Annotated in this window: 23 protein-coding genes, 1 tRNA gene and 1 pseudogene; 11 read left to right on the plus strand and 14 right to left on the minus strand. The window is 69.3% G+C overall.

Annotated features, from left to right (window positions below; translation table 11 throughout):
* Window positions 1–93: 93 nt before the first annotated feature.
* The 5 genes from BW996_RS16735 to BW996_RS16755 all read right to left on the minus strand — a co-directional run bounded on the left by BW996_RS16735 (window position 94) and on the right by BW996_RS16755 (window position 4,073).
* Window positions 94–753 (minus strand): helix-turn-helix domain-containing protein, encoded by a 660-nt coding sequence (locus BW996_RS16735; protein ID WP_037483960.1) that lies wholly within the window; start codon window positions 751–753, stop codon window positions 94–96.
* A 390-nt stretch (window positions 754–1,143) separates the two neighbouring features.
* A tRNA-Ser gene (locus BW996_RS16740) sits at window positions 1,144–1,234 on the minus strand.
* A gap of 55 nt (window positions 1,235–1,289) precedes the next feature.
* A complete protein-coding gene (gene serS / locus BW996_RS16745; RefSeq protein WP_037483959.1) occupies window positions 1,290–2,588 on the minus strand; it encodes a serine--tRNA ligase in 1,299 nt (432 codons plus the stop codon).
* A 40-nt stretch (window positions 2,589–2,628) separates the two neighbouring features.
* Window positions 2,629–3,621, minus strand: a complete 993-nt coding sequence (gene ispH, locus BW996_RS16750) for a 4-hydroxy-3-methylbut-2-enyl diphosphate reductase (RefSeq protein WP_037483956.1) — start codon at window positions 3,619–3,621, stop codon at window positions 2,629–2,631.
* Entirely contained in the window at window positions 3,621–4,073 is a 453-nt protein-coding gene (locus tag BW996_RS16755) for an FKBP-type peptidyl-prolyl cis-trans isomerase (protein WP_081838225.1), read from the minus strand. The genes ispH and BW996_RS16755 overlap by 1 nt, the downstream gene beginning before the upstream one ends.
* 50 nt (window positions 4,074–4,123) lie before the next feature.
* On the opposite strand from BW996_RS16755, the gene radC reads away from it, so the two are divergent.
* Window positions 4,124–4,792: a RadC family protein gene (gene radC / locus BW996_RS16760; protein ID WP_037483952.1), complete on the plus strand. Its 669-nt coding sequence runs from the start codon at window positions 4,124–4,126 to the stop codon at window positions 4,790–4,792.
* A gap of 8 nt (window positions 4,793–4,800) precedes the next feature.
* The gene (locus tag BW996_RS16765; protein WP_037483949.1) at window positions 4,801–5,460 is read left to right on the plus strand and encodes a Smr/MutS family protein; all 660 of its coding nucleotides are present in this window, start codon (window positions 4,801–4,803) and stop codon (window positions 5,458–5,460) included.
* Window positions 5,461–5,488: 28 nt separating this feature from the next.
* On the opposite strand, the gene BW996_RS16770 is transcribed toward BW996_RS16765, so the two are convergent.
* From BW996_RS16770 to BW996_RS16780, 3 genes and pseudogenes are all read right to left on the minus strand, one after another.
* Window positions 5,489–5,896: a group II truncated hemoglobin gene (locus tag BW996_RS16770; RefSeq protein ID WP_037483946.1), complete on the minus strand. Its 408-nt coding sequence runs from the start codon at window positions 5,894–5,896 to the stop codon at window positions 5,489–5,491.
* Window positions 5,897–6,122: 226 nt separating this feature from the next.
* Window positions 6,123–6,938 (minus strand): annotated as a pseudogene (locus BW996_RS16775) (MinD/ParA family protein); the annotation flags it as partial.
* Window positions 6,935–7,669 carry a GGDEF domain-containing protein gene (locus BW996_RS16780; RefSeq protein WP_037483944.1) on the minus strand — a complete coding sequence of 245 codons (735 nt, stop codon included), beginning with the start codon at window positions 7,667–7,669 and terminating at the stop codon, window positions 6,935–6,937. The gene BW996_RS16780 and the pseudogene BW996_RS16775, both read right to left, overlap by 4 nt.
* Window positions 7,670–7,852: 183 nt before the next feature.
* Here BW996_RS16780 and cheD point away from each other — a divergent pair, with 183 nt between their 5' ends.
* Window positions 7,853–8,563 (plus strand): chemoreceptor glutamine deamidase CheD, encoded by a 711-nt coding sequence (gene cheD / locus BW996_RS16785; RefSeq protein WP_081838224.1) that lies wholly within the window; start codon window positions 7,853–7,855, stop codon window positions 8,561–8,563.
* A 26-nt stretch (window positions 8,564–8,589) separates the two neighbouring features.
* Complete coding sequence (locus BW996_RS16790; RefSeq protein ID WP_051632121.1) at window positions 8,590–9,795, plus strand: protein-glutamate methylesterase/protein-glutamine glutaminase; 1,206 nt, start codon at window positions 8,590–8,592, stop codon at window positions 9,793–9,795.
* Here BW996_RS16790 and hemW read toward each other — a convergent pair.
* The 5 genes from hemW to BW996_RS16815 form a co-directional block, all read right to left on the minus strand.
* On the minus strand, window positions 9,764–10,981 hold the full coding sequence (hemW, locus tag BW996_RS16795) for a radical SAM family heme chaperone HemW (RefSeq protein ID WP_051632120.1): 1,218 nt from the start codon (window positions 10,979–10,981) through the stop codon (window positions 9,764–9,766). The genes BW996_RS16790 and hemW overlap by 32 nt on opposite strands.
* A complete protein-coding gene (rdgB, locus tag BW996_RS16800) occupies window positions 10,974–11,606 on the minus strand; it encodes an RdgB/HAM1 family non-canonical purine NTP pyrophosphatase (RefSeq protein ID WP_037483966.1) in 633 nt (210 codons plus the stop codon). Before rdgB ends, hemW begins: the two co-directional genes overlap by 8 nt.
* Before the next feature lie 12 nt (window positions 11,607–11,618).
* Window positions 11,619–12,365 carry a ribonuclease PH gene (gene rph / locus BW996_RS16805; RefSeq protein ID WP_037483939.1) on the minus strand — a complete coding sequence of 249 codons (747 nt, stop codon included), beginning with the start codon at window positions 12,363–12,365 and terminating at the stop codon, window positions 11,619–11,621.
* Between the two features lie 114 nt (window positions 12,366–12,479).
* Window positions 12,480–13,403 carry a PP2C family protein-serine/threonine phosphatase gene (locus BW996_RS16810; protein WP_037483936.1) on the minus strand — a complete coding sequence of 308 codons (924 nt, stop codon included), beginning with the start codon at window positions 13,401–13,403 and terminating at the stop codon, window positions 12,480–12,482.
* A gap of 76 nt (window positions 13,404–13,479) precedes the next feature.
* Complete coding sequence (locus BW996_RS16815; protein WP_037483934.1) at window positions 13,480–14,451, minus strand: serine/threonine protein kinase; 972 nt, start codon at window positions 14,449–14,451, stop codon at window positions 13,480–13,482.
* Window positions 14,452–14,480: 29 nt separating this feature from the next.
* Here BW996_RS16815 and BW996_RS16820 point away from each other — a divergent pair, with 29 nt between their 5' ends.
* The 4 genes from BW996_RS16820 to BW996_RS16835 all read left to right on the plus strand — a co-directional run bounded on the left by BW996_RS16820 (window position 14,481) and on the right by BW996_RS16835 (window position 18,792).
* Window positions 14,481–15,401 carry a YicC family protein gene (locus BW996_RS16820; RefSeq protein WP_076459017.1) on the plus strand — a complete coding sequence of 307 codons (921 nt, stop codon included), beginning with the start codon at window positions 14,481–14,483 and terminating at the stop codon, window positions 15,399–15,401.
* 17 nt (window positions 15,402–15,418) lie between these two features.
* A complete protein-coding gene (gene gmk / locus BW996_RS16825) occupies window positions 15,419–16,069 on the plus strand; it encodes a guanylate kinase (protein ID WP_037483965.1) in 651 nt (216 codons plus the stop codon).
* Between the two features lie 22 nt (window positions 16,070–16,091).
* Entirely contained in the window at window positions 16,092–16,295 is a 204-nt protein-coding gene (rpoZ, locus tag BW996_RS16830; RefSeq protein WP_037483929.1) for a DNA-directed RNA polymerase subunit omega, read from the plus strand.
* A 94-nt stretch (window positions 16,296–16,389) separates the two neighbouring features.
* Window positions 16,390–18,792 (plus strand): RelA/SpoT family protein, encoded by a 2,403-nt coding sequence (locus BW996_RS16835; protein WP_081838223.1) that lies wholly within the window; start codon window positions 16,390–16,392, stop codon window positions 18,790–18,792.
* A gap of 15 nt (window positions 18,793–18,807) precedes the next feature.
* Here the strand turns inward: BW996_RS16835 and greB are convergent, their stop codons facing one another.
* Window positions 18,808–19,377, minus strand: coding sequence for a transcription elongation factor GreB (gene greB, locus BW996_RS16840; RefSeq protein WP_037483927.1), 570 nt, complete (start codon window positions 19,375–19,377; stop codon window positions 18,808–18,810).
* A gap of 282 nt (window positions 19,378–19,659) precedes the next feature.
* Here greB and BW996_RS16845 point away from each other — a divergent pair, with 282 nt between their 5' ends.
* The 3 genes from BW996_RS16845 to BW996_RS16855 all read left to right on the plus strand — a co-directional run bounded on the left by BW996_RS16845 (window position 19,660) and on the right by BW996_RS16855 (window position 21,535).
* On the plus strand, window positions 19,660–20,310 hold the full coding sequence (locus BW996_RS16845) for an excisionase family DNA-binding protein (RefSeq protein ID WP_076459018.1): 651 nt from the start codon (window positions 19,660–19,662) through the stop codon (window positions 20,308–20,310).
* A gap of 56 nt (window positions 20,311–20,366) precedes the next feature.
* On the plus strand, window positions 20,367–20,738 hold the full coding sequence (locus tag BW996_RS16850; protein ID WP_081838222.1) for a response regulator transcription factor: 372 nt from the start codon (window positions 20,367–20,369) through the stop codon (window positions 20,736–20,738).
* An 89-nt stretch (window positions 20,739–20,827) separates the two neighbouring features.
* Window positions 20,828–21,535, plus strand: a complete 708-nt coding sequence (locus BW996_RS16855; protein ID WP_037483925.1) for a response regulator — start codon at window positions 20,828–20,830, stop codon at window positions 21,533–21,535.
* Window positions 21,536–21,547: the final 12 nt, after the last annotated feature.

Here is a 21,547-nt window from a genome sequence, read left to right on the forward strand (position 1 = left end):
CCTCGGTGGCTTTTCGTCAGTGGTGGCAGTGACCGGGGTAGTGGTTTTCTGGAAACGAGGCCCGGCCAGCGCCGGCCCGAGCCGTCTACCTGGTCATATCGCCATGAAGACGCTTGCCCCCGCTTCGATCTCGGTCCGCAGTCTGGCGGGAGTGGTTGCCGCCCGCTCAAGGTTCGCCACACTGGTGGAGATGCGGTCAGCCGCGGCCAGCAGCCGGGCACCGCCCCGGATGTGCTCATCGAACAGGGTGCCGTTCTGATCTCGGACACGCTTCAGAGCCGCCACCAGTTCGGTGAAGTCGTCACGCACATGGCGCCAGGCATGTTCAGCCGCAGAGACTTCGCATGACAGGCGAATCGACGCATCGGCGACCAGTCGTGCAACGGCGTCGATTGCCAGTCGGGCCTGAGATACGGCGCTGCGACGCATGGCAACCGATGGGTCTGGCGCCATTTCGTCGGAGACGCCCGCCAGGTAGTCGAGACTCACGCCGGTCTCTGCCGCCAACAGGATCAGGCTCCACAGCGGCGGCATGCGAATCCCCATCTCCCACAGGGACAACTGTGTGCCGTTCGCATGGCCGATGCGCGCCGCCATCAGATGCCCGGTGAGCCCCGTTGATTCGCGGGCGATGCGGATGCGCTGCCCGATCAGCTTGCACAGGCTGTCCTTGTCGCAGACCTGGTTGCCGATCAGGGCGCGTAGTGCATCGATGTTGATGGACTCATCAGACGGGGCAACAAACGAAGACACGGGTAACTTTCAGGGTAGCTCTACCCTGGAATGATCGCACTGCTGTGTCAAATCAACAACTTACGATGCATGTTTGAACCCTGCACCGCCACCAGATCAAGCCCCGTAAGTCGTTGATTTACGGGGCTTTTTCATTTGTTGCTTGGGCGGGTCTGTTTCGAGGAGGCAGGTCGGTACGGAAAAAGTATGAAGCGGGGCTGGCTTTCAGGCTCAACGAGCGCCAAGGTTCACTTCATCGACTTGTGCTGGCTGCACGGCGTCGAGGAACCCGAGCGATGCGGATCGCTGCTGCTTCGAGCGTTGCCACTTCGCCTGGAAGTACAAGGCGTCTGGTCAGGATCTGGCGGCAAAGAAAAAGCCCGAATGACTTGCATCACTCGGGCTTTTGTCTGGCGGAGAAGGAGGGATTCGAACCCTCGATACGGGGGTACCGTATACCGGATTTCGAGTCCGGCGCATTCGACCACTCTGCCACCTCTCCTGGTAGCTTGCTGCTGAACCGTGGTCTGTTCAGCGAAGAATTCGATTATAGACGATCAGATGGCCAGCTTGTCAAGGCCCCCGAGGTAGGGCCGCAGCACTTCGGGCACGGTGATGCTGCCGTCGGCGTTCTGGAAGTTCTCCAGCACCGCCACCAGCGTGCGGCCGACCGCCAGGCCCGAGCCGTTGAGCGTGTGCACGAACTCGTTCTTGCCCTGGGCATTCTTGAAGCGTGCCTGCATGCGCCGGGCCTGGAAGGCCTCACAGTTCGAGCAGGAGCTGATCTCGCGGTAGGTGCCCTGGGCCGGCACCCAGACCTCCAGATCGTAGGTCTTGGTCGAGCCGAAGCCCATGTCGCCGGTGCACAGCAGCATGACGCGGTAGGGCAGGCCGAGCTTCTGCAGGATCGCCTCGGCGTGGCCGGTCATTTCCTCCAGCGCGGCGTTGCTGTGATCCGGGTGGGTGATCTGCACCATCTCGACCTTGTCGAACTGGTGCTGGCGGATCAGGCCACGGGTGTCACGTCCGGCCGAGCCGGCTTCCGAGCGGAAGCAGGGGCTGTGCGCGGTGAGCTTGAGCGGCAGCGCGTCGGCCGGCACGATCGTGTCGGCGGCGACGTTGGTTAGCGTCACCTCCGAGGTCGGGATCAGGTACCACTTGCTGCCGGCGGCCTCGCCGTCGCCCGAGGTGACGTGGAAGAGGTCCTGCTCGAACTTGGGCAGCTGGCCGGTGCCGCGCAGCGCATCGCCCTGCACCAGGTAGGGCGTGTAGCACTCGGTGTAGCCGTGCTCCTGGGTCTGCACGTCGAGCATGAACTGGGCGAGCGCACGGTGCAGCCGGGCGATCTGGCCCTTCATGAAGGTGAAGCGCGAGCCCGAGAGCTTGGCGCCGGTCTCGAAGTCCAGGCCCAGCGGCGCGCCCAGGTCCACATGGTCCTTGACCGCGAAGTCGAAGGCACGCGGCGTGCCCCAGCGGCGCACCTCGACGTTGCCGTGCTCGTCCGTGCCGACCGGCACGTCGGCCTGCGGCAGGTTGGGCACCGACAGCACCAGCGCCTCGAGCTGGGTCTGGATCTGGCCCAGGCGATCGGCGCAGCGCTTGAGCTCGTCGCCGATGCCGGCGACCTCGGCCATCAGCGCGCTGGTGTCCTCGCCCTTGCCGCGCAGCGCGCCGATCTGCTTCGAGAGGCGGTTGCGGGTGGCCTGCAGCTCCTCGGTGCGGGTCTGGACGGTCTTGCGCTCGGCCTCCAGCGCGCGGAAGGCGTCGGCGTCGAGGAAGGGCTGCGGGTTCTTGCGGGTCTGCAGGCGCGCGAGCACCGCGTCGAGATCGCGGCGCAGCAGGGTGATGTCAAGCATGGGGATGAGAAGACTGGATCTGGCTGGAAAGCGTGAAGGTTCAATTCTGGCGCTGCGCCGCGGCCTCGGCCATCGACTTGTCGCCCAGGCCCTTCGGCAGCGGGAATTCGATGTGTTCCTCCACGCCGGGCATCTTGCGCACCGCCAGCGCGCCGAGCTCGCGCAGCCGCGCGATCACCTGGTCGACCAGCAGTTCGGGCGCGGAGGCGCCGGCGGTCAGGCCCACGCGCGGGCGGCCCTCGAACCACTCGGCGCGCAGCTCGGCGGCGCTGTCGATCATGAAGCCGGGCGTGCCCAGGCGCTCGGCCAGCTCGCGCAGGCGGTTGCTGTTGGAGCTGGTCGGGCTGCCGACGACGATGACGATGTCGACCTCGGCCGAGAGCACCTTCACCGCGTCCTGGCGGTTCTGCGTGGCGTAGCAGATGTCCTGCTGCTTGGGCTCGCGCACCTGCGGGAAGCGGCGCTTGACGGCGGCCAGGATCTCGGCCGCGTCATCCACGCTCAGCGTGGTCTGCGTGACCACCGCCAGCCGGCTCTCGTCGGGCACGACGACCTTCGCCACGTCCTCGACGTCCTCGACCAGGTGGATGCCGCCGTCGAGCTGGCCCATCGTGCCCTCGACCTCCGGATGGCCCTTATGGCCGATCATGATGAAGTCGTAGCCCTCGCGGCGCAGCTTGGCGACCTCGACATGGACCTTGGTCACCAGCGGGCAGGTCGCGTCGAAGACCTCGAAGCCGCGCGCGGCGGCCTCGCGGCGCACCGCCTGGCTCACGCCGTGGGCGCTGAAGATCAGCGTCGCACCCGGCGGCACGTCGGCCAGATCCTCGATGAAGATCGCGCCCTTGGCCTTCAGGTCGTTGACGACGTAGGTGTTGTGCACGATCTCGTGGCGCACGTAGATCGGCGCGCCGAAGCGGGTGATCGCGCGCTCGACGATCTCGATGGCGCGGTCGACGCCGGCGCAGAAGCCGCGCGGCTGCGCCAGCACCACTTCCTGCACCCGGCCGGTCGATGTCGTTTCGGTCGTCATCACAGCACCCCGATGAGTTGCACCTCGAAGCTCACCGGCTGGCCGGCGAGCGGGTGGTTGAAGTCGAACAGCGCCCAGTCGCGGCCGGTGGGGCCGAGCTCGCGCAGCACGCCGGCGAAGGCGCCGCGGCCGTCGGGCGTGGGGAACTGCACCACGTCGCCGATGTGGTACTCCTCGTTCGGGTCGCCCATCTGGCGCAGCTCCGAGAAGGCGAGCTTCTGCACCATGTCCGGGTTGCGCGGACCGAAGGCCTCGCCGGCGGCCAGCTCGATCACGGTGCGCGTGCCTTCCTCCAGGCCGATCAGGCGCGCCTCGATGGCGGGGGCGAGCTCGCCGCTGCCGATCGTCAGCGTCGCGGGCTTGTCGTTGAAGGTGTTGACGATGTCGCCGCCGTCCGGGCCGGCGAGGCGATAGTGAAGCGTCAGGAATGAACCCGCTTGGACCTGTGGCACGTCAGTGATCCTGTTCTCGATAGACTGTCCGCGATTTTAGGTGTCCCCCGATGAAAGACCTGCCGCCCGAGCTGAGACCCCGCGAGAAGCTGCTGAGCCACGGCCCGGCCGCGCTGCAGGATGCCGAGCTGCTGGCGATCCTGCTGCGCACCGGCACGGCCGGCAACGGCGTGCTGCAGATGGCGCAGCAGCTGCTGGACCGCTTCCAGGGCCTGGGCGGGCTGCTGCGGGCCGACGGCGCGGCGCTGGCCGGCGTGAAGGGGCTGGGTCCGGCCAAGCGCGCCGAGCTGCTGGCGGTGCTGGAGCTGGCGCGGCGCACGCTGGCGGCCGAGATGGCGCGCCGGCCAGTCTTCGATTCGCCCAGCGCCGTGCGCGACTTCCTGCGCCTGGAGCTGGCCGAGCTGGGCCACGAGGTCTTCGCGGTGCTGTTCCTGGACGCGCAGCACCGGCTGATCCGCTTCGAGCCGATGTTCCGCGGCACGCTGACGCAGACCAGCGTCTACCCGCGCGAGGTGCTCAAGCGCGCGCTGGCGCTGGAGGCCGCGGCGGTCATCCTGGCGCACAACCACCCCTCCGGCGTGGCCGAGCCGTCGAAGGCGGACGAGTTCCTGACGCAGTCGCTCAAGGCCGCGCTGCAGATGATCGACGTGCGGGTGCTCGACCACTTCGTCGTCGGGCGCGGGCCGGTGGTGTCCTTTGCCGAGCGGGGGCTGCTGTGACGACGACGATGAAGGTGAATTCGCTGGACGGGCTGGCCGCGGTGCAGCGGGTGCTGCGCGAGCGCCGCCGCCAGGCCGAGGAGGAAGCCGCGCGCCGCGCCGCCGAGGAGGCCGCGCGCCGGCGCGAGCACGAGCTGTTCGAGCGCACGGTCGGGCCGGTGGTGCGGCTGCGCCCGCGCAATCTGGCCGAGATTGCCCGGCCGCGCCCGCTCCCACACCCGCGTCAGCGCGAGCTCGACGAGGCCGAGGTGATGCGGACCGCGCTGTCCGACGAGTTCGATCCCGAGTCGCTGATGGAGACCGACGACCAGCTCTCCTATCGCCAGTCCGGCATCGGCGACGACGTGCTGAAGAAGCTGCGCCGCGGCGTCTGGGTCATGCAGGGCCAGATCGACCTGCATGGCCTCAACCGCGACGCCGCGCGCGAGGCGCTGGCGGGCTTCCTGATCGATGCGGGCAAGCGTGGCTGGCGCTGCGTGCGGGTGGTGCACGGCAAGGGGCTGGGCTCGCCGGGGCGCCAGCCGGTGCTCAAGGGCAAGGTGCGCTCGTGGCTGGTGCAGCGCCAGGAGGTGCTGGCCTTCACGCAGGCGCGCGGGCCCGATGGCGGCGCCGGCGCGCTGATCGTGCTGCTGGATTCGTCGCGCAGCCCGGACGGCCGGCTGCGCTGATGACCGTGACCGGTCGGCTGCGCGCTGATCAGCGGTTGCGCATCCAGTCGGCGGTCTTCATGAAGCTTTCGGTCAGGCGCTCGATCAGCGCCGGGTCGAGCTGCACCTCGGTCATGGCCTGGTGCATGCAGGTCACCCACTGGTCGCGCTCCAGGATGCCGATCGAGAAGGGCATGTGGCGCATGCGCAGCCGCGGGTGGCCGAAGCGCTCGATGTAGAGATCGGGGCCGCCCAGCCAGCCGCTCAGGAACCAGTGCAGCTTGTCGCGCGCCTCGTCGAGCGTCGTGCCGTGGGCAGCGCGCAGCTCGCGGTAGGCGGGCTCCAGGTCCATCAGATCGTAGAAGCGGTCGACCAGTTCGCGCACCCGGGTGTCACCGCCCACCCATTCGTACGGGGTGGCAGGCTTCGGGGGCGGGGTGGGGGTGTCAGTCGTCATGCGGGCGCACTGTAGCCCAGCCCGCGCCCGCACGGGATGCGCGGGATCAGTGCGGGTCGTCGGTGGCGGTGGCGGTAGCGGTGGCGCCGGCCAGGTGGGTCTCTGCGGGAAGATCGGCGGGTGATGGTTCTGGCGCCGATGCGTCCTGCGTGGCGACCGGCTCAGGCGCCGGCAGCAGCGTCACCAGGGTGCCCGCGGGCATCGGCAGGCGGCCGGCCGGCGGATGCAGCGTGGCCAGACGCATCGCGATCGCCGACATGCCCTGGGCGGCATCGGAGCCCGGATAGGCCAGCATCACCAGCTGGCGTCGCTGCACCGCCTGGCGCACCGAGGTGTCGCTGACGACTTCCCCGAGCGGATTCAGCCGGATCGTGCCGCCCTCGGGCAGCGTGATGAAGCGGTCGATGACCGACTGCAGCTGTGCCGCCACATGGCGACCTTCGCCATGGCGATGGGTCTGGTTGACCACCAGCATCATCGAGGTGCGGCCCTGCTGCATGCCCAGCACCTTGACGGTCGCGTAGGCATCGGCCAGCGCGGTCGGCTCCGGCGTGGCGATGACGATCGCCTCGTCGGCCATCGAGATCGCGTAGAGCACCACGTCGGAGATGCCCGCGCCGGTGTCGATCAGCACCCGGTCGTAGTGCGGGCGCACCGTGTCGATCAGTCGCGCGAACTGCTCGCGCACCGTCGGCGTCAGCCGCGAGTACTCGATCAGGCCGGAGCCGGCCAGCAGCACCTGGAAGTCGCCGGGCGCGGTCAGCAGCGCCTGGTCGAGCGTGCCCTGTCCGGTGAAGACATCGTGCAGCGTGCGCCGAGGCTGCAGGTTCAGCACCACGTCGAGGTTGGCCAGACCGAGGTCGGCATCGATCACCAGCACCCGCTCGCCACGGCGAGCCAGGGCCGCGGCGAGGTTGGCGGCCAGCATCGTCTTGCCGACGCCGCCCTTGCCGCTGGTGATCGCGAAGACACGCGGACGCTCGGCGCGGCCGGTCGCGGTCGGCTCGGAGCCGGGCGAGGTCGTCAGGGTCGTCGTGCTCATCGGGTGGAATCCAGTGTGTCGGGCATGAACGCCGACATGGTGCTGAACAGCATGTCGCGTTCCTCGTTGCTGACCTCCGAGTGCGGAGGCAGCTCCATGCAGGTGCGGTTGCGGCCGGCGGCCTTGGCGCGGTAGAGCTGCTGGTCGGCGCGCTCCATCCAGAGCCGGGCCGAGGAGCGCACCCAGCGCGGCGCGAAGGCGCCGCCGACGCTGGCCGTCACGCTCAGCCGCACATGCCGGCTGACCTCGATCCGGCAGGACTCGATCGCCAGACGGATGCGGTCGGCCACCGCCTCGCCGAAGCTCGCCGGACAGTTGGGCAGCACCGCGGCGAACTCCTCGCCGCCGATGCGCGCCACCGTGTCCATCGGACGGACGCACTCCTGGAGCGTGCGTCCGATCGCGCGAATGACCTCGTCGCCGGCGCCGTGGCCGTAGCTGTCGTTGACCCGCTTGAAATGATCGATGTCGATCAGCAGCAGCATCGCCGACTCGCCCGAGCGCGCGACCCGGTCGATCTCGCTGTCGAGGCTGGCCTCGAACTGGCGACGGTTGACCAGGCCGGTCATGGGATCGCGGCTCGACAGCATGCACAGGCCGTCGATCAGCGCCTGCAGCCAGGCGGCCGAGCCGGGCTCGAGCCGCGACAGGCCGTCCACGCCCGAGCGCTCGAGCATCTGGACCGCGAGATCGACGCGCAGCGTCGCGCCGCCGATGGTCACGGTGTTCATGCGATGACGGACCTCGGGGGACGGGGTCATGAAGTGGGCTGGGCGAGTGGGGCGGCGATGATTTTGCAGTCTAAGGGGTCCGGCGGATTCGCCTCTGCCAAGATGAGCCCGGTTTGACGGGTTTCTTCCCGGGCTGCACGCTGGCCTGCGACGGCACAGTGCACCACAGTCCGGGAACCCGTCATGACCAATACCCAGAGCGCCTCCCCCTCGTCTGCCGATGCCCGCCGGCCTGCCGGAGCCCGAGCCTCCGACGCTTCCTCTGCCGAGGCGCGCGTCGTGCCCGGCCGGATGGAGCGCATGCGTGCCGAGCGGCGTGCCTCGGGCGAGGCGTCGTTCTTCTATCGCGAGGTCGCCTTCAACGCCGATGCGGTCAAGGTGATGCCGGGCGAGTATTTCGTCCACAGCGAGGACCTGGTCATTACCACGACGCTGGGATCGTGCATCGCCGCCTGCCTGTGGGATCGCCAGGCCGCGGTCGGCGGCATCAACCATTTCATGCTGCCGGGCGACGGGGCGTCCGACGATGGCGGTCGCTACGGCTCCTGCGCGATGGAGCTGCTGATCAACGCGCTGATCAAGCGCGGTGCGACCCGGCGCACGCTCGAGGCCAAGGTCTTCGGCGGCGCGGCGCTGATCGCCGGCAATGGCGCGCTCAATGTCGGCCAGCGCAACACCAGCTTCGTGCTCGACTACCTGCGCACCGAGGAGATTCCGCTGGTGTCGCAGGACGTGCTCGGACCCTATCCGCGCAAGGTCTGCTTCTTCCCCAAGACCGGGCGCGCGATGGTGCGCCGCCTGCCGCCCGCGCAGCGCGAGGCCGCCATCGCGCTCGACCAGGATGCACGCCGCCGCGCCTCGGCGTCCGCCGCCGGCAGCATCGACCTGTTCTGATCCTGTTTCGCCCGAGCGCCGAATCCATGCCTGTTTCCTTCCAGCCCTCGCGCCCGCCGGCTGCGCCGATCCGGATCGTCGTCGTCGACGACTCCGCGGTGATGCGCGGCCTGATGTCGGGCATCATCGCCCGCCAGGCCGACATGGAGTGCCTCGGCGCCGCCTGCGACGCGCTGCAGGCCCGCGAGATGATCCGCGAGCTCGATCCTGACGTGATCACGCTCGACATGGCCATGCCGAAGATGGATGGCCTGGAATTCCTCGACCGCCTGATGCGGCTGCGCCCGACCCCGGTGGTGATGGTCACCTCGGCCGCCCAGCGTCAGCCCGACATCGTGACCCGCGCGCTGGCGCTGGGCGCGGCGGCGGTGATCGACAAGGCGGCCGTCGGCGTTCCGGGGGCCTTCGAGGCGTTCGAGCGCGAGCTGCTGACGGCCCTGCGGCAGGCGGTGCAAAGCCGGCCCGCTGCACCACGGCGAAGCATGTCTGCGGCGCCCGCGATCGTGCCGGCACCTGCCCCGTCCGTGGCCTCGCCGGCGCCGCTGCAGGCCCAGACTGCCGTTCCACCGGCCATGCCGGGCGGTCCGGCGGTCGAGGTCGGCGAACGCCGCATCCGCCTGATCGCGATCGGGGCCTCCACCGGCGGGCCTGAGGCCACGCCGCATGTGATCCGCGCGCTGTCGCCACAGGTGCCGCCGGTGGTGATCGTGCAGCACATTCCCGGCGGATTCTCTGCGCGCTATGCCGCGCGGCTCGACACGCTGGGCACGCTGAGGGTCTGCGAGGCCCGCGACGAGATGGTGCTGCAGCAGGGCCACGGCTATGTGGCGCCGGGCGGGCGACACCTGTCGGTGGTCAAGGTCGGCGCCAGTCTGGTCGCGCGGGTCACCGACACCGAGCCGGTCAATCGCCACCGGCCCAGCGTCGACGTGCTGTTCCGCTCGGTCGCGCAGGTGGTGGGCGATCGCGCGCTGGGCGTGATGCTGACCGGCATGGGCGGCGACGGCGCCGAGGGCATGCGCCGCATGCGCGACGCCGGCGCCTGGAACATCGCCCAGGACGAGGCCACCAGCGCGATCTTCGGCATGCCCAAGGAAGCGATCCGCGCCGGCGCCTGCCAGGAAGTGCTGGCGCTGCAGGCCATCGGCCCGCGGCTGATGGCGCTGCTCGGCCTGGTCGGCAGCGGCGCGGCCGGTGCGCTCAGGTCAGAAACATCGACTGCAGGTCGCTGAGGAAGTCGAAGCCGCGCGCGCTCGGGCGCACGATGCCGCTGGTGCGGTCGTGCTCGAGCAGGCCGCGCCGCTCGGCCTCGGCCAGCCCGGCCGCGAGGGCCGAGGGCGGCAGCCCGGTGCGCTCGCCGAACAGCGCCAGCTCGAAGCCGTCCTTCAGCCGCAGTGTGTTGAGCATGAACTCGAAGGGCAGCGCCTTGCGGCCGACCTCCTCGTCGTTGGAGATGGCCTGGCCGGCGAGCGCACGCTCCATGTACATCGCCGGCTCGCGCCAGCGCACCTGGCGCACGACGCGGTTCGGGAAGCTCAGCTTGCTGTGCGCGCCCGCGCCGATGCCGAGGTAGTCGCCGAACTGCCAGTAGTTCAGGTTGTGCGCGCAGCGGTGGCCGGGCTTCGCGTAGGCCGAGACCTCGTAGCGTGCCATGCCGGCCTCGCCGGTCAGCGCGGTGATCTGGTCGAGCATCTCGCTGGCGAGGTCGTCGTCGGGCAGGGCCGAGGGCGGGCGGCTGGCGAAGACGGTGTTGGGCTCGATCGTCAGGTGGTAGACCGACAGGTGCGGCGGCGCCAGCGCCAGCGCGGTGCGCAGGTCGGCCTCGGCTGCGGCCAGCGTCTGGCCGGGCAGCGCATACATCAGGTCGAGGTTGAAGGTGTCGAAGGCGTCGTGGGCTTCTTCAGCGGCGGCCAGCGCCTGCGCGCGGCTGTGCACCCGGCCGAGCGTCTGCAGCCGCGCGTCGTCGAAGGTCTGCACCCCGATGGAGAGCCGGGTCACGCCGGCGGCGCGGAAGGCGCGGAAGCGCTCGCGCTCGAAGGTGCCGGGATTGGCCTCCAGCGTGATCTCGCAGCCCGGCGTGAGCGGCAGCAGCGCGCGCACGTCGGTCAGCAGCCGCTCGATGCCCTCGGGCGAGAACAGGCTGGGCGTGCCGCCGCCGATGAAGATGGTCTGGATGTGACGGCCCCAGACCATCGGCAGCGCGGCCTCCAGGTCGGCGCGCAGCGCGTCCAGATAGCGCGCTTCCGGGTGGCCGCCGGCGGCCGCCTCGTGCGAGTTGAAGTCGCAGTACGGGCACTTGCGCAGGCACCACGGCAGGTGGATGTACAGGCCCAGCGGCGGCGGCGCGCCCAGTTGCAGCGTGCCGGGGCGCAGGTAGCGCGCCAGCAGCGCCTGGTGATCGACGATGACTTCAGCCACGCTGCCAGACCTCCCGCATCAGCGCGAGCATCTGCGCGCAGGCGATCGCGCGGTGGCTGAGCCGGTTCTTCGTCTCGGCCGGCATGGCCGCGGCGGTGCAGCCCTCGGACGGGATGAACATCAGCGGGTCGTAGCCGAAGCCGCCCGAGCCTTCGGGCGCGGCGAGGATCTCGCCCTCCCAGCGGCCGAAGGCGATCAGCGGCTCGGGGTCCTGGGCCGAGCGCACCGCCACCAGCGCGCAGACGAAGCGCGCGCGCCGCGTCGCGGCGCCGTCGAGCGCGGCCAGCAGCCGGGCGTTGTTGGCCGCGTCCTGGCGGGCGCGCAGCGCCTCGCGGTCGGCGTCGGCGGCCGGCTCCAGCGCGGCGTAGTGCGCCGAATGCACGCCCGGCGCGCCGCCCAGCGCGTCCACGCACAGGCCGGAGTCGTCGGCGATCGCCGCCAGGCCGGTGGCGGCCGCGGCGTGGCGCGCCTTGGCCAGCGCGTTCTCGATGAAGGTGTGGTGCGGCTCCTCGGCCTCGGCGACGCCGAGCGCGCCTTGCGTCACCAGCTCGACGCCGGCCGGCGCCAGCAGCATGCCCAGCTCCTTGAGCTTCTTGGCGTTGTTCGACGCCAGCACCAGTCGCAGCGTGTCCATCGCTCAGGCCCCGGCGGGGGTGCCAGCCGCGGCCAGCGCCGCGCGCTGCAGCGCGATCAGCTCGCGGATGCCCTTGTCGGCCAGGCCGATCAGGCGGTCCATCTCCTCGCGGCTGAAGGGCACGCCCTCGGCGGTGCCCTGCACCTCGACGAAGCCGCCCGAGCCGGTCATCACCACGTTCATGTCGGTGTCGCAGGCCGAGTCCTCGACGTATTCGAGGTCGAGCAGCGCCGCGCCGTCGAGCAGGCCGACCGAGATCGCCGCCACATGGTCGCGGATCGGCGTCTCGGCCAGCAGGCCCTGCGCCAGCAGCTTCGACACCGCGTCATGGGCCGCGACGAAGGCGCCGGTGATCGAGGCGGTGCGGGTGCCGCCGTCGGCCTGCAGCACGTCGCAGTCGATGGTGATGGTGCGCTCGCCCAGCATCTTCAGGTCGAAGACGCTGCGCAGCGAGCGGCCGATCAGGCGCTGGATCTCCTGCGTGCGGCCGGTCTGCTTGCCCTTGGCCGCCTCGCGGCTGGAGCGGGTGTGGGTGGCGCGCGGCAGCATGCCGTACTCGGCGGTGACCCAGCCTTCGCCCGAGCCCTTCTTGTGCGGCGGCACGCGCTCCTCGACCGAGGCGGTGCACAGCACGCGGGTGTCGCCGAACTCGATCAGCACCGAGCCTTCGGCGTGCCGGGTGTAGCCGCGGGTGATGCGCACGGGGCGCAGCGCGTCGGGGGCGCGGTCGAGGGGGCGGGAGGTGGTCATGGGGTCAGTCCTGGACGGGGCGGGCGGTGCGTGGGTGCCCGCCTGCGCGGGCATGACGAACGCCGAGGGAATGAAAAGAAAGGGAGAGAAGGAAAACGGGGCAGGGGCTGGCCGCTAGCCACGCTTCTGCGCGGTGCGGCGGATCGCCTCGTTGATCTCGCGGATCGAGCGCTCGATCTCCTCGTCGTCGAGCAGGTCGGCCGCCTCCTGGCCGGGGCCGTGGCCGGCCTGGATGGTCGACTCGAACATGTCGTCGCCGAGCGCGGCGGTCTCGATGCCGGCCAGGGTGTCCTCGTCGTCGTTCTCGGAGGCTTCCCACTCGACGGCGATGACGGTGACGTTGTCGCTCTTGTCGCCGGCGGTGCGCAGCGCCAGTTCCACCAGCTCGGGCACCGACTCGCCGATCGGCGCGGCGGCCAGCTCCCGGGTGATGGTGGCGTCGTCGATCACGCCCCAGAGACCGTCCGAGCAGAGCATGACCCGGTCGCCCGGCTGCAGCGTCACCGGCCCGACGATGTCGATCACTGGCTTGCCCGGGCTGCCCAGACAGGTGAACAGCACGTTGCGGTTGACCTTGTCGCCCAGCGGCACGATGCCGGTGAGCGTCTCCTGCAGCTCGGAGTAGGAGTGGTCGCGGGTGCGCGCGATCAGCCGGCCGTCGCGCACCAGGTACAGGCGCGAGTCGCCGCAGTGTGCCCACCAGGCCTCGCGGCCTTGCAGGAGGCAGGCCACCAGCGTGGTGCGCGGGGTGTCGAGCAGCGCGCGCTCGACCGCGTAGCGCAGCAGCTGGTGGTGGCCGGCCAGGATGCCCTCGCTCAGAAAGCGCTTCGGATCCTTCAGCGTCGGCCGCGCCTCCTGCTGGAACTGGGCCGCCAGCGTCTGCAGCGACAGCTGCGAGGCGACCTCGCCTTCGGGGTGGCCGCCCATGCCGTCGGCCAGCGCGAACAGGCCCGAGTCCCGCGTGTAGCAGTAGCCCATGCGGTCCTCGTTCTTCTCGCGGCCGCCGCGGCGGCTGATCTGGTAGACGGAAAAGCGCATGGACAGGGATTCCGGGCGTCGAGCGGTGTCGTGAGGAGGGCAGCGGGAAGGGCTGTGCAGGACGGCGCGGCCGTGCTCAGGCCTTCGCGCCGGACTTGATGTTCTCGAGCTGCAGCTTGAGACGCTCGCTGAAGCTCAGCTTGGTGTAGCGCCGCTCGGTCTCGCGCGAGAGCTCCTTCTGCAGCGCGAACACGCTCTGCGGCCGCGCCAGCGGGTCGAGCGACATGCACCACTCGGTCACCTCGATCAGGTTGTCCGAGTAGACATTGCGCAGCCGCGACAGCGACAGGTTCAGCCGGTCCTTCTCGATGCGTTGCGGCGCGTCGTTGGGCGGATAGCCCTGCATGCAGGCGTAGATGCACGCGCCGATGGCGTAGATGTCGGTCCAGGGCCCGAGGCTGCCGTCGCGGCGGTACATCTCCGGCGCGGCGAAGCCCGGCGTGTACATCGGCCGGATGAAGTTGCCTTCCTTGGACAGCACCTCGCGCGCGGCACCGAAGTCCAGCATCACCGCCTTGTTGTCGTTGGTGATGAAGATGTTGGCCGGCTTGATGTCCAGGTGCAGCATCTTGTGCTGGTGCACGATGCGCAGGCCGCGCAGGATCTCGTCGAAGAGGCTGCGGATCGTGCTCTCGCGGAAGACCTTGTCACGCTTCAGGTCGCGGGCGGTGACGATGAAGTCCTGCAGCGTGTCGCCCTGCAGGTAGTTCATCACCATGTAGACCGTCTCGTTCTCGCGGAAGAAGTTCAGCACCGAGACCACGCTCGGATGGCTGATCTGCGCGAGACTGCGGCCTTCCTCGAAGAAGCTCTTCAGGCCCAGGCGATAGAGCGGCTGCTTGTCCGGCTTGACGCGCGGGATCAGCTCGCCCGGAGCACGCTCGGCGAGGGATGACGGCAGGTACTCCTTCAGTGCCACCAGCCGACGCTCGGCGTCCTCGGCCAGATAGACCACCCCGAAACCACCCGCCGCCAGCTTTCGAATGACCTGGTAGCCTCCGACCACCGTGCCAGGCGGCAGCGGGGCGGGTTTCTGAGGCTTTGACATAATCGTGTTTTGCTTGGGCGAAGTCCGCGATGCCAGTTTACAGCATGACCGGTTATGCCAGTGCCAGCGCCGGCACCGGCCCTGACACCGGGGAAAACACCGAATCCACCGCCGTCCGCGCCGGTACCGTGACGGTCGAGCTGCGCTCGGTCAACAGCCGTTTTCTCGATCTGACGCTGCGTCTGCCTGACGAGCTGCGCGCGCTCGAGCCGGGCTTGCGCGAGCAGCTCACGCAGGCCTTCAAGCGCGGCAAGATCGAGCTGCGCCTGCACGGCGAGCGCGCCGACACCGAGGTGCGCCCGCCCGCGGCCGAGCAGCTCGCCCGGCTGGGCATGCTGCAGTCGGCGGTGCTGGCGGCGCTGCCGCAGTCCGCGCCGATGAGCGTGCAGGAGGCGCTGGCCTGGTGCCGCTCGACCGCGCCGGCGCCGGTGCTCGACGAGGCCACGACCGAGGCGGCCCGGCTGTGCGTGGTGCGGCTGCGCGAGGCGCGGGCCCGCGAGGGCGAGCGCCTGGTCGCCATCCTGATGGAGCGGGTCGAGGCGCTGCGCGCCCTGGCCGCGCAGGCTGCTCCGCTGGTGCCGCAGGTGGTCGAGCGCCAGCGCCAGCGCTTCCTCGAACGCTGGAACGAGGCGCTGGCCGCTGCCGGGGCCTCGCAGGGCGTGCCGGCCGAGGCGCTGGCCGAGCGGGCGATGTCGGAGGCCGCGGCCTTCGCGATCCGCATCGACGTCGCCGAGGAGCTGGGCCGGCTGCAGTCCCACCTCGACGAGATCGCCCGGCTGCTGCGCCAGGGCGGCGAGCTGGGCAAGCGGCTCGACTTCCTGATCCAGGAGCTGCACCGCGAGGCCAACACGCTCGGCTCGAAGTCCGCCGCGCTCGAGCTCACCCGCATCTCGGTCGAGATGAAGGTCGCCATCGAGCAGATGCGCGAGCAGGTCCAGAACATCGAATGAGTGCCAACAACTCCGCCATGAACACGCCGAATCCCGCCGCCGTGCAGCCTGACTATCCGGGCAACCTGTATGTCGTCTCCGCCCCGAGCGGTGCCGGCAAGTCCAGCCTGGTCAAGGCGCTGCTCGAGCTCGACGCCCGGCTGATGGTGTCGGTCTCGCACACCACCCGCGCGCCGCGCGGCCAGGAGCAGCACGGCCGCGAGTACTGGTTCGTCGGCCAGGACGAGTTCCAGGCCATGATCGACCGCGGCGACTTCTTCGAGTGGGCGCAGGTGCACGGCAACCGCTACGGCACCTCGCGCGCCGCCATCGAGCGTCGCCTGCAGGCCGGCGAGGATGTGGTGCTGGAGATCGACTTCCAGGGCGCGCTGCAGATCAAGCAGATCTTCCCGGCCGCGGTGCTGATCTTCATCCTGCCGCCGTCGTGGGAGGAGCTGCTGCAGCGCCTGCGCCGCCGCGGCGAGGACACGTCCGAGGTCATCGAGCAGCGCATGATCAACGCCCGGCATGAGGTCGCGCAGGCGCGCCACTTCGACTACATCGTCGTCAACGCGCTGTTCGACACGGCGCTGTTCGACCTCAAGACCATCGTGCACGCCCAGCGGCTAAAATACTCGACCCAGCGTCGCAGCCGTCCGGCTGTCTTCGACGCCCTCCAACTCTCCTGAACTGCGGAAGAAAAGACCCACCATGGCACGCATCACCGTCGAAGACTGTCTGCAGAAGATCCCCAACCGCTTCCAGCTGGTGCTGGCGGCCACCTACCGCGCCCGCATGCTCAGCCAGGGCCATGCGCCGAAGGTCGAGACCAAGAACAAGCCGGGCGTGACCGCGCTGCGCGAGATCGCCGCCGGCCAGGTCGGCGTCGAGATGCTGCGCAAGGTGCCGACCTGATCGCCTGTCCGGCCTCCCGCCCGCGACGCCCGACGCGGCGCGGGACACGCTAGAGTGAGTCATGGTGTCCCGTACTGCTGATGTCCTGCGTCGCATGTTCTTCCCGTCCTGGCGACGAACGGGAAGCAAGTCCGGATCGGGCGATCCGGAGCATGCCTCCGAGACCCTTCTTCCCGATGCCGAGGCTTCGCCGATCGCCGAGCCCGTCCGGCCCGAGGTCGCCGCGCGCCAGAAGCCGCGCGATCGCGCCGGCAAGCCGGTGATCGACGCGGTGCCGGGCGCACATGGCGCCAGCGCCGCCTCCTTCGCGGTGCTGACGGCCAAGCTCGACTACCTGGACGAGGCCGACGTGCGCCGCGTGCGTGAGGCCTACCGCTTCGCCGACGAGGCGCATCTGGGCCAGTTCCGCGCCAGCGGCGAGCCCTACATCACGCACCCCATCGCAGTGGCCGGCCTGTGCGCCGACTGGAAGCTCGACGTGCAGGCCATCATGGCCGCGCTGATGCACGACACGATGGAGGACTGCGGCATCACCAAGTCGGAAATGGTCGAGCGCTTCGGCGCGGCCACCGCCGACATCGTCGACGGCCTGACCAAGCTCGACAAGCTGCAGTTCTCGACCCGCGAGGAATCGCAGGCCGAATCCTTTCGCAAGATGCTGCTGGCGATGGCGCGCGACGTGCGCGTCATCCTGATCAAGCTCGCCGACCGCATGCACAACATGCGCACGATGGAGGCGATGGCGTCGAACAAGCGCGCCCGCATCGCGCGCGAGACGCTCGAGATCTACGCGCCGATCGCGCACCGGCTCGGCCTGAACCAGTGCTATCGCGAGCTGCAGGAGACCTCGTTCCGTTTCCTGAGCCCCTGGCGCCATGCGGCGCTGTCGAAGGCGGTCGGCAAGGCCCGTGGCCACCGGCGCGACCTGGTCGAGCGGGTGCGCCAGGAGGTGGAGCTGGCGCTGACCCAGGCCGAGGTGCCCGCGCAGGTCTACGGCCGCGAAAAGACGGTTCATTCGATCTACACCAAGATGCGCGAGAAGCACCTGAGCTTCGCGCAGGTCAGCGACATCTTCGGCTTCCGGCTGGTGGTGGCGACGCTGCCCGAGTGCTATCTGGCGCTGGGCGTGCTGCACCAGCTCTACAAGCCGGTGCCGGGGCGCTTCAAGGACTACATCGCCATCCCGAAGGCCAACGGCTACCAGTCGCTGCACACCACCGTGGTCAGCCCGCTGGGCACCGCGATCGAGTTCCAGATCCGCACCGCCGCGATGCATGCGGTGGCCGAGGCCGGCATCGCCGCGCACTGGATGTACAAGACCAGCCACGGCAGCGAGGCGCCCGACACCCGGCCCGACACCAAGCATCTGGGCACGATGTGGCTGCAGTCGCTGGTCGACATCCAGAGCGAGACGCGTGACTCGGCCGAGTTCCTCGAGCATGTGAAGATCGATCTGTTCCCCGAGTCGATCTACGTCTTCACGCCCAAGAGCAAGATCCTGGCGCTGCCGCGCGGCGCCACGCCGGTGGACTTCGCCTACGCGATCCACTCGCGCGTGGGCGATCACTGCGTGGCCGCGCGCGTCAACGGCGAGCCGGTGGCGCTGCGCACCGCGCTGTCCTCGGGCGATTCGGTCGAGATCATCACCGCGCCCTCGGCCCGGCCCAATCCGGCCTGGCTGAACTTCGTGCGCACCGGCAAGGCCCGTTCGAAGATCCGCCATCACCTGAAGAACATGGAGGCCGAGGAGTCCTACGATCTCGGCCTGAAGCTGCTGGCGCAGGCGCTGCGCACCGAGGGCCTGCCGCTGCCCGGCATCGACGACAGCGATCTCAGCGAGGCCGACGCGCAGCTCTGGCAGTCGCTGGTGCGCTGGAGCGGCAACCGCAACCGCCGCGAGCTGCTGATCGACGTCGGCCTGGGCCGAAAGATCGCGGTGATCGTCGCCAAGCGGCTGGCACGCCAGATGATCGAGCAAGGGCGTCGGCCCGACGCGGTCACGCTGTCGATGGGCCGCTACGCGGTCGACCATGAGGCGCCGACCCAGGGCACGATCGTCATCGACGGCAGCGAGAACGCGACGATCCAGCTCGCCACCTGCTGCCAGCCCATTCCGGGCGACCACATCGTCGGCTACCTCGGCCGCGGCGAGGGCCTCACGGTGCACACCGCCGAGTGCTCGGTCGGCAAACGGCTCTTCGAGCGCGATCCCGAGCGCTGGCTGGGCGTGGAATGGTCGGATCAGCCGGTGCGCGCCTTCCGCACCGCGGTCGGCGTGCTGGTGCGCAACGGCACCGGGGTGCTGGCCGAGATTGCCCAGGCGGTCAGTCAGGCCGAGGCCGACATTGCCCACATCGACATGGATCCGCACCGCGCCGGCGAGACCACCGAGCTGCGGCTGATGCTGGCGGTGCGCGACCGCCAGCATCTGGCGGATGTGCTGCGTGTGGTGCGACGCAGTCCGTCGGTGATGCGGGTGGCCCGCATCCGTCCCTGAGGCGGGCCCACGGCCTCAGGCCGGCTCGCCCGGGGCGGGATAGCGCACCTCGATCACCTCGAGGCGCTGCAGCCCCGCAGGGGTCATCAGCATCACCTCGTCGCCCTCGCGCGCCTTCAGCAGCGCCCGGGCGACCGGCGAGATCCAGCTGATCTCGCCGCGCAGGCTGTCGGACTCGTCGATGCCCTTGATGGTGACGGTGTGCTCCTGACCGGTGGTGTCGGCATAGGTCACCGTCGCACCGAAGAAGACCTGGTCGCGCCCGTGGTGCGCTGACGGATCGGCCACCTCCGCGATGTCGAGCCGGCGCGTCAGGTGCCGGATGCGCCGGTCGATTTCCCTCAGCCGTTTCTTCCCGTAGAGATAGTCCCCGTTTTCCGAGCGGTCGCCGTTCTTTGCGGCCCAGGAAACGGTTTCCACCACTTTCGGGCGCTCGACATCGAGCAGATTCATCAATTCGGCGCGCATCTGGCGATGGCCTTGCGGCGTCATGTAATTTCGTGTACCCGGAGGCAGCGGGGGCAATCCTTGAAACTCCTCGTCGTCGGCTGCATCTGAAGGGGGTGTGGCCGCTGGACGGGTCATTGTTGTGGCTCCTGGTGTGATTTTTTGCACATGATCATTTTTTTCGATTCATTTGGTACGATGCGTACCCATGAATGAGGGGTTGTGTTGCAAATATTCCTCATACTGGATCTGCGCAATTCGTAATCGGGCGGCGAAATAAGTCACACTTTGAAACTTCCGGCGCTACAGCGGGGGAAGCCGCATGCCGATGACCCGGGCAAGCCGCAAATAGATGAGCTGGAGACTCGCGAACTCGGTCAGACGAGCTCGCCCGATCTGTGTTTTAGAGGGCCCCCTGCCATGTCCCGTCCCCATTTTGCTCAAGATCCTCTGGACCCGCTCCTGACCACCCGTGAGGCCGCACTGCGGCTCGGCGTGTCGCTGCGCACCGTCCAGCTGTGGGTCGAGGCCGGCACGCTGCCGGCCGGTCGCACGCCAGGTGGCCATCGCCGCATCCGGCTGTCCGCGGTCGAGGCCTTGGCCCAGCGCAGCGGTCTGCGTCCTGCGGCGCCGACCTCGCTGTCGATGGCGGCTGCCGCCAATGCACCGATCGATGTCCTGCTGATCGCCTCCAGCGTCGACCAGCTGCAGCTCTGGCAGGAGGTGCTGCAGCCTCTGGGCTCGAATGTGTCGCTGCGCGGCGCCAACAATGGCTACACCGGCCTGCTTCAGCTCGGTCGCAAGGCGCCGGACCTGCTGGTGACCGATCTGGCGATGCCTGACATCGACGGTTACGCGATGCTGCTGACGCTGTCCGGGCTGAACGAGTACGCTCCGCTCCGGGTGCTGGCGATTACCAGTCAGACGCCGCACCAGATCGCCGAACGCGGCGGTCTGCCCGACCGGGTCCGCGTGATCCACCAGCCCGCGCCTGCGATCGCGGTGCGCGCCTGGGTGGAATCGGAGATGATCCGCATGGGCCGCAGCATGCATGCCGAAGGCATGCAGTGAACCTGTCCCCGGCAGGTGAGGGTCTGTGCCGACCTGCCGGGATCCCGAGAACGGACATGATTTCCAGCCGCATCCTGATCGTCGAGGACCAGATCGACATTCGCCGCTTCATCCGGATGACGCTGGAGATGACCGAGCATGAGCTGCACGAGGCGGCCGACGGTTCCCAGGCGCTGGCGCTGGCACATGAGCTGCGACCGGCCCTGGTGGTGCTGGATGTGATGCTGCCGGGATCGATCGACGGGCTCGAGGTGTGCCGGCGCCTGCGTGCCGATCCGGCGCAGGCGGGCGTGAAGGTGCTGCTGCTCAGCGCTCGCGGCCTGCCGGCCGATCTGCAGGCGGGCCGACGGGCTGGTGCGGATGCCTGTCTGGTCAAGCCGTGCAGCCCGATCGAACTGCTCGAGCAGGTCGAGTCGATGCTGGGCTGAAGTTCTTTACAGCGCAGGCACGTGAGGCTGACGTCCGCGGTCGACGATACTTCATGCTCTCCGAGACTGCCCGTTCCTCCGACTCCCCCATGAGCGCCCGTGTTCTCCTGATCGACGACGATGCCCGTCTGACCGGCATGGTCAGCACCTACCTGGTCTCGGCCGGACTTCATGTCTCGGTGGCTGGCGACCTGGCCCAGGGGCGCGCGCGTCTGCAGCGCGAGCTCTTCGATGTGCTGGTGCTCGACCTGATGCTGCCCGATGGCGATGGCCTGGACCTGACGCGCGAGCTGCGCGCCGACCCGCGCCTGCGCAGCTTGCCGCTGCTGATGCTGACTGCACGCGGCGAGCCGATGGACCGCATCATCGGTCTGGAGCTCGGTGCCGACGACTACCTGCCCAAGCCCTTCGAGCCGCGCGAGTTGCTCGCGCGCATCAAGGCGCTGCTGCGCCGTGCCACGCCGCTGGGCGATGACGCGGTGCTGCGCTTCGGCCGGCTCGAGGTCGACGTGAACGCGCGTCAGGTGCGGGTCGACGGCCGCATCTGCGAGCTGACCAGCTACCAGTTCGACATCCTGCAGGTGATGGCGCGCAGCCCCGGCCGGGTGCTCTCGCGCGACCAGATCATGGATGCGCTCAAGGGCCACCCGATCGAGGCCTTCGACCGCAGCATCGACGTGCATGTCTCGCGCATCCGCGCTGCGATCGAGGACGACCCGAAGAATCCGCGCCGCATCCTGACGGTGCGCGGCTCGGGCTACGTCTTCGCGCGCAAGCAGGACGCCGACGCGGCCTGAGCGCGTCTTCAG

Source organism: Sphaerotilus natans, from assembly GCF_900156335.1.
Lineage (GTDB): Bacteria > Pseudomonadota > Gammaproteobacteria > Burkholderiales > Burkholderiaceae_C > Sphaerotilus > Sphaerotilus natans.

Coding starts and splice junctions, on each gene's coding strand:
- serS (WP_037483959.1), bottom strand. CDS start 2,588: ATGCTTGACATCACCCTGCTGCGCCGCGATCTCGACGCGGTGCTCGCG.
- ispH (WP_037483956.1), bottom strand. CDS start 3,621: ATGACGACCGAAACGACATCGACCGGCCGGGTGCAGGAAGTGGTGCTG.
- radC (WP_037483952.1), top strand. CDS start 4,124: ATGAAAGACCTGCCGCCCGAGCTGAGACCCCGCGAGAAGCTGCTGAGC.
- BW996_RS16765 (WP_037483949.1), top strand. CDS start 4,801: ATGAAGGTGAATTCGCTGGACGGGCTGGCCGCGGTGCAGCGGGTGCTG.
- BW996_RS16770 (WP_037483946.1), bottom strand. CDS start 5,896: ATGACGACTGACACCCCCACCCCGCCCCCGAAGCCTGCCACCCCGTAC.
- BW996_RS16780 (WP_037483944.1), bottom strand. CDS start 7,669: ATGAACACCGTGACCATCGGCGGCGCGACGCTGCGCGTCGATCTCGCG.
- cheD (WP_081838224.1), top strand. CDS start 7,853: ATGACCAATACCCAGAGCGCCTCCCCCTCGTCTGCCGATGCCCGCCGG.
- BW996_RS16790 (WP_051632121.1), top strand. CDS start 8,590: ATGCCTGTTTCCTTCCAGCCCTCGCGCCCGCCGGCTGCGCCGATCCGG.
- rph (WP_037483939.1), bottom strand. CDS start 12,365: ATGACCACCTCCCGCCCCCTCGACCGCGCCCCCGACGCGCTGCGCCCC.
- BW996_RS16810 (WP_037483936.1), bottom strand. CDS start 13,403: ATGCGCTTTTCCGTCTACCAGATCAGCCGCCGCGGCGGCCGCGAGAAG.
- BW996_RS16815 (WP_037483934.1), bottom strand. CDS start 14,451: ATGTCAAAGCCTCAGAAACCCGCCCCGCTGCCGCCTGGCACGGTGGTC.
- BW996_RS16820 (WP_076459017.1), top strand. CDS start 14,481: ATGCCAGTTTACAGCATGACCGGTTATGCCAGTGCCAGCGCCGGCACC.
- gmk (WP_037483965.1), top strand. CDS start 15,419: ATGAACACGCCGAATCCCGCCGCCGTGCAGCCTGACTATCCGGGCAAC.
- rpoZ (WP_037483929.1), top strand. CDS start 16,092: ATGGCACGCATCACCGTCGAAGACTGTCTGCAGAAGATCCCCAACCGC.
- BW996_RS16835 (WP_081838223.1), top strand. CDS start 16,390: ATGTTCTTCCCGTCCTGGCGACGAACGGGAAGCAAGTCCGGATCGGGC.
- greB (WP_037483927.1), bottom strand. CDS start 19,377: ATGACCCGTCCAGCGGCCACACCCCCTTCAGATGCAGCCGACGACGAG.
- BW996_RS16845 (WP_076459018.1), top strand. CDS start 19,660: ATGTCCCGTCCCCATTTTGCTCAAGATCCTCTGGACCCGCTCCTGACC.
- BW996_RS16850 (WP_081838222.1), top strand. CDS start 20,367: ATGATTTCCAGCCGCATCCTGATCGTCGAGGACCAGATCGACATTCGC.
- BW996_RS16855 (WP_037483925.1), top strand. CDS start 20,828: ATGAGCGCCCGTGTTCTCCTGATCGACGACGATGCCCGTCTGACCGGC.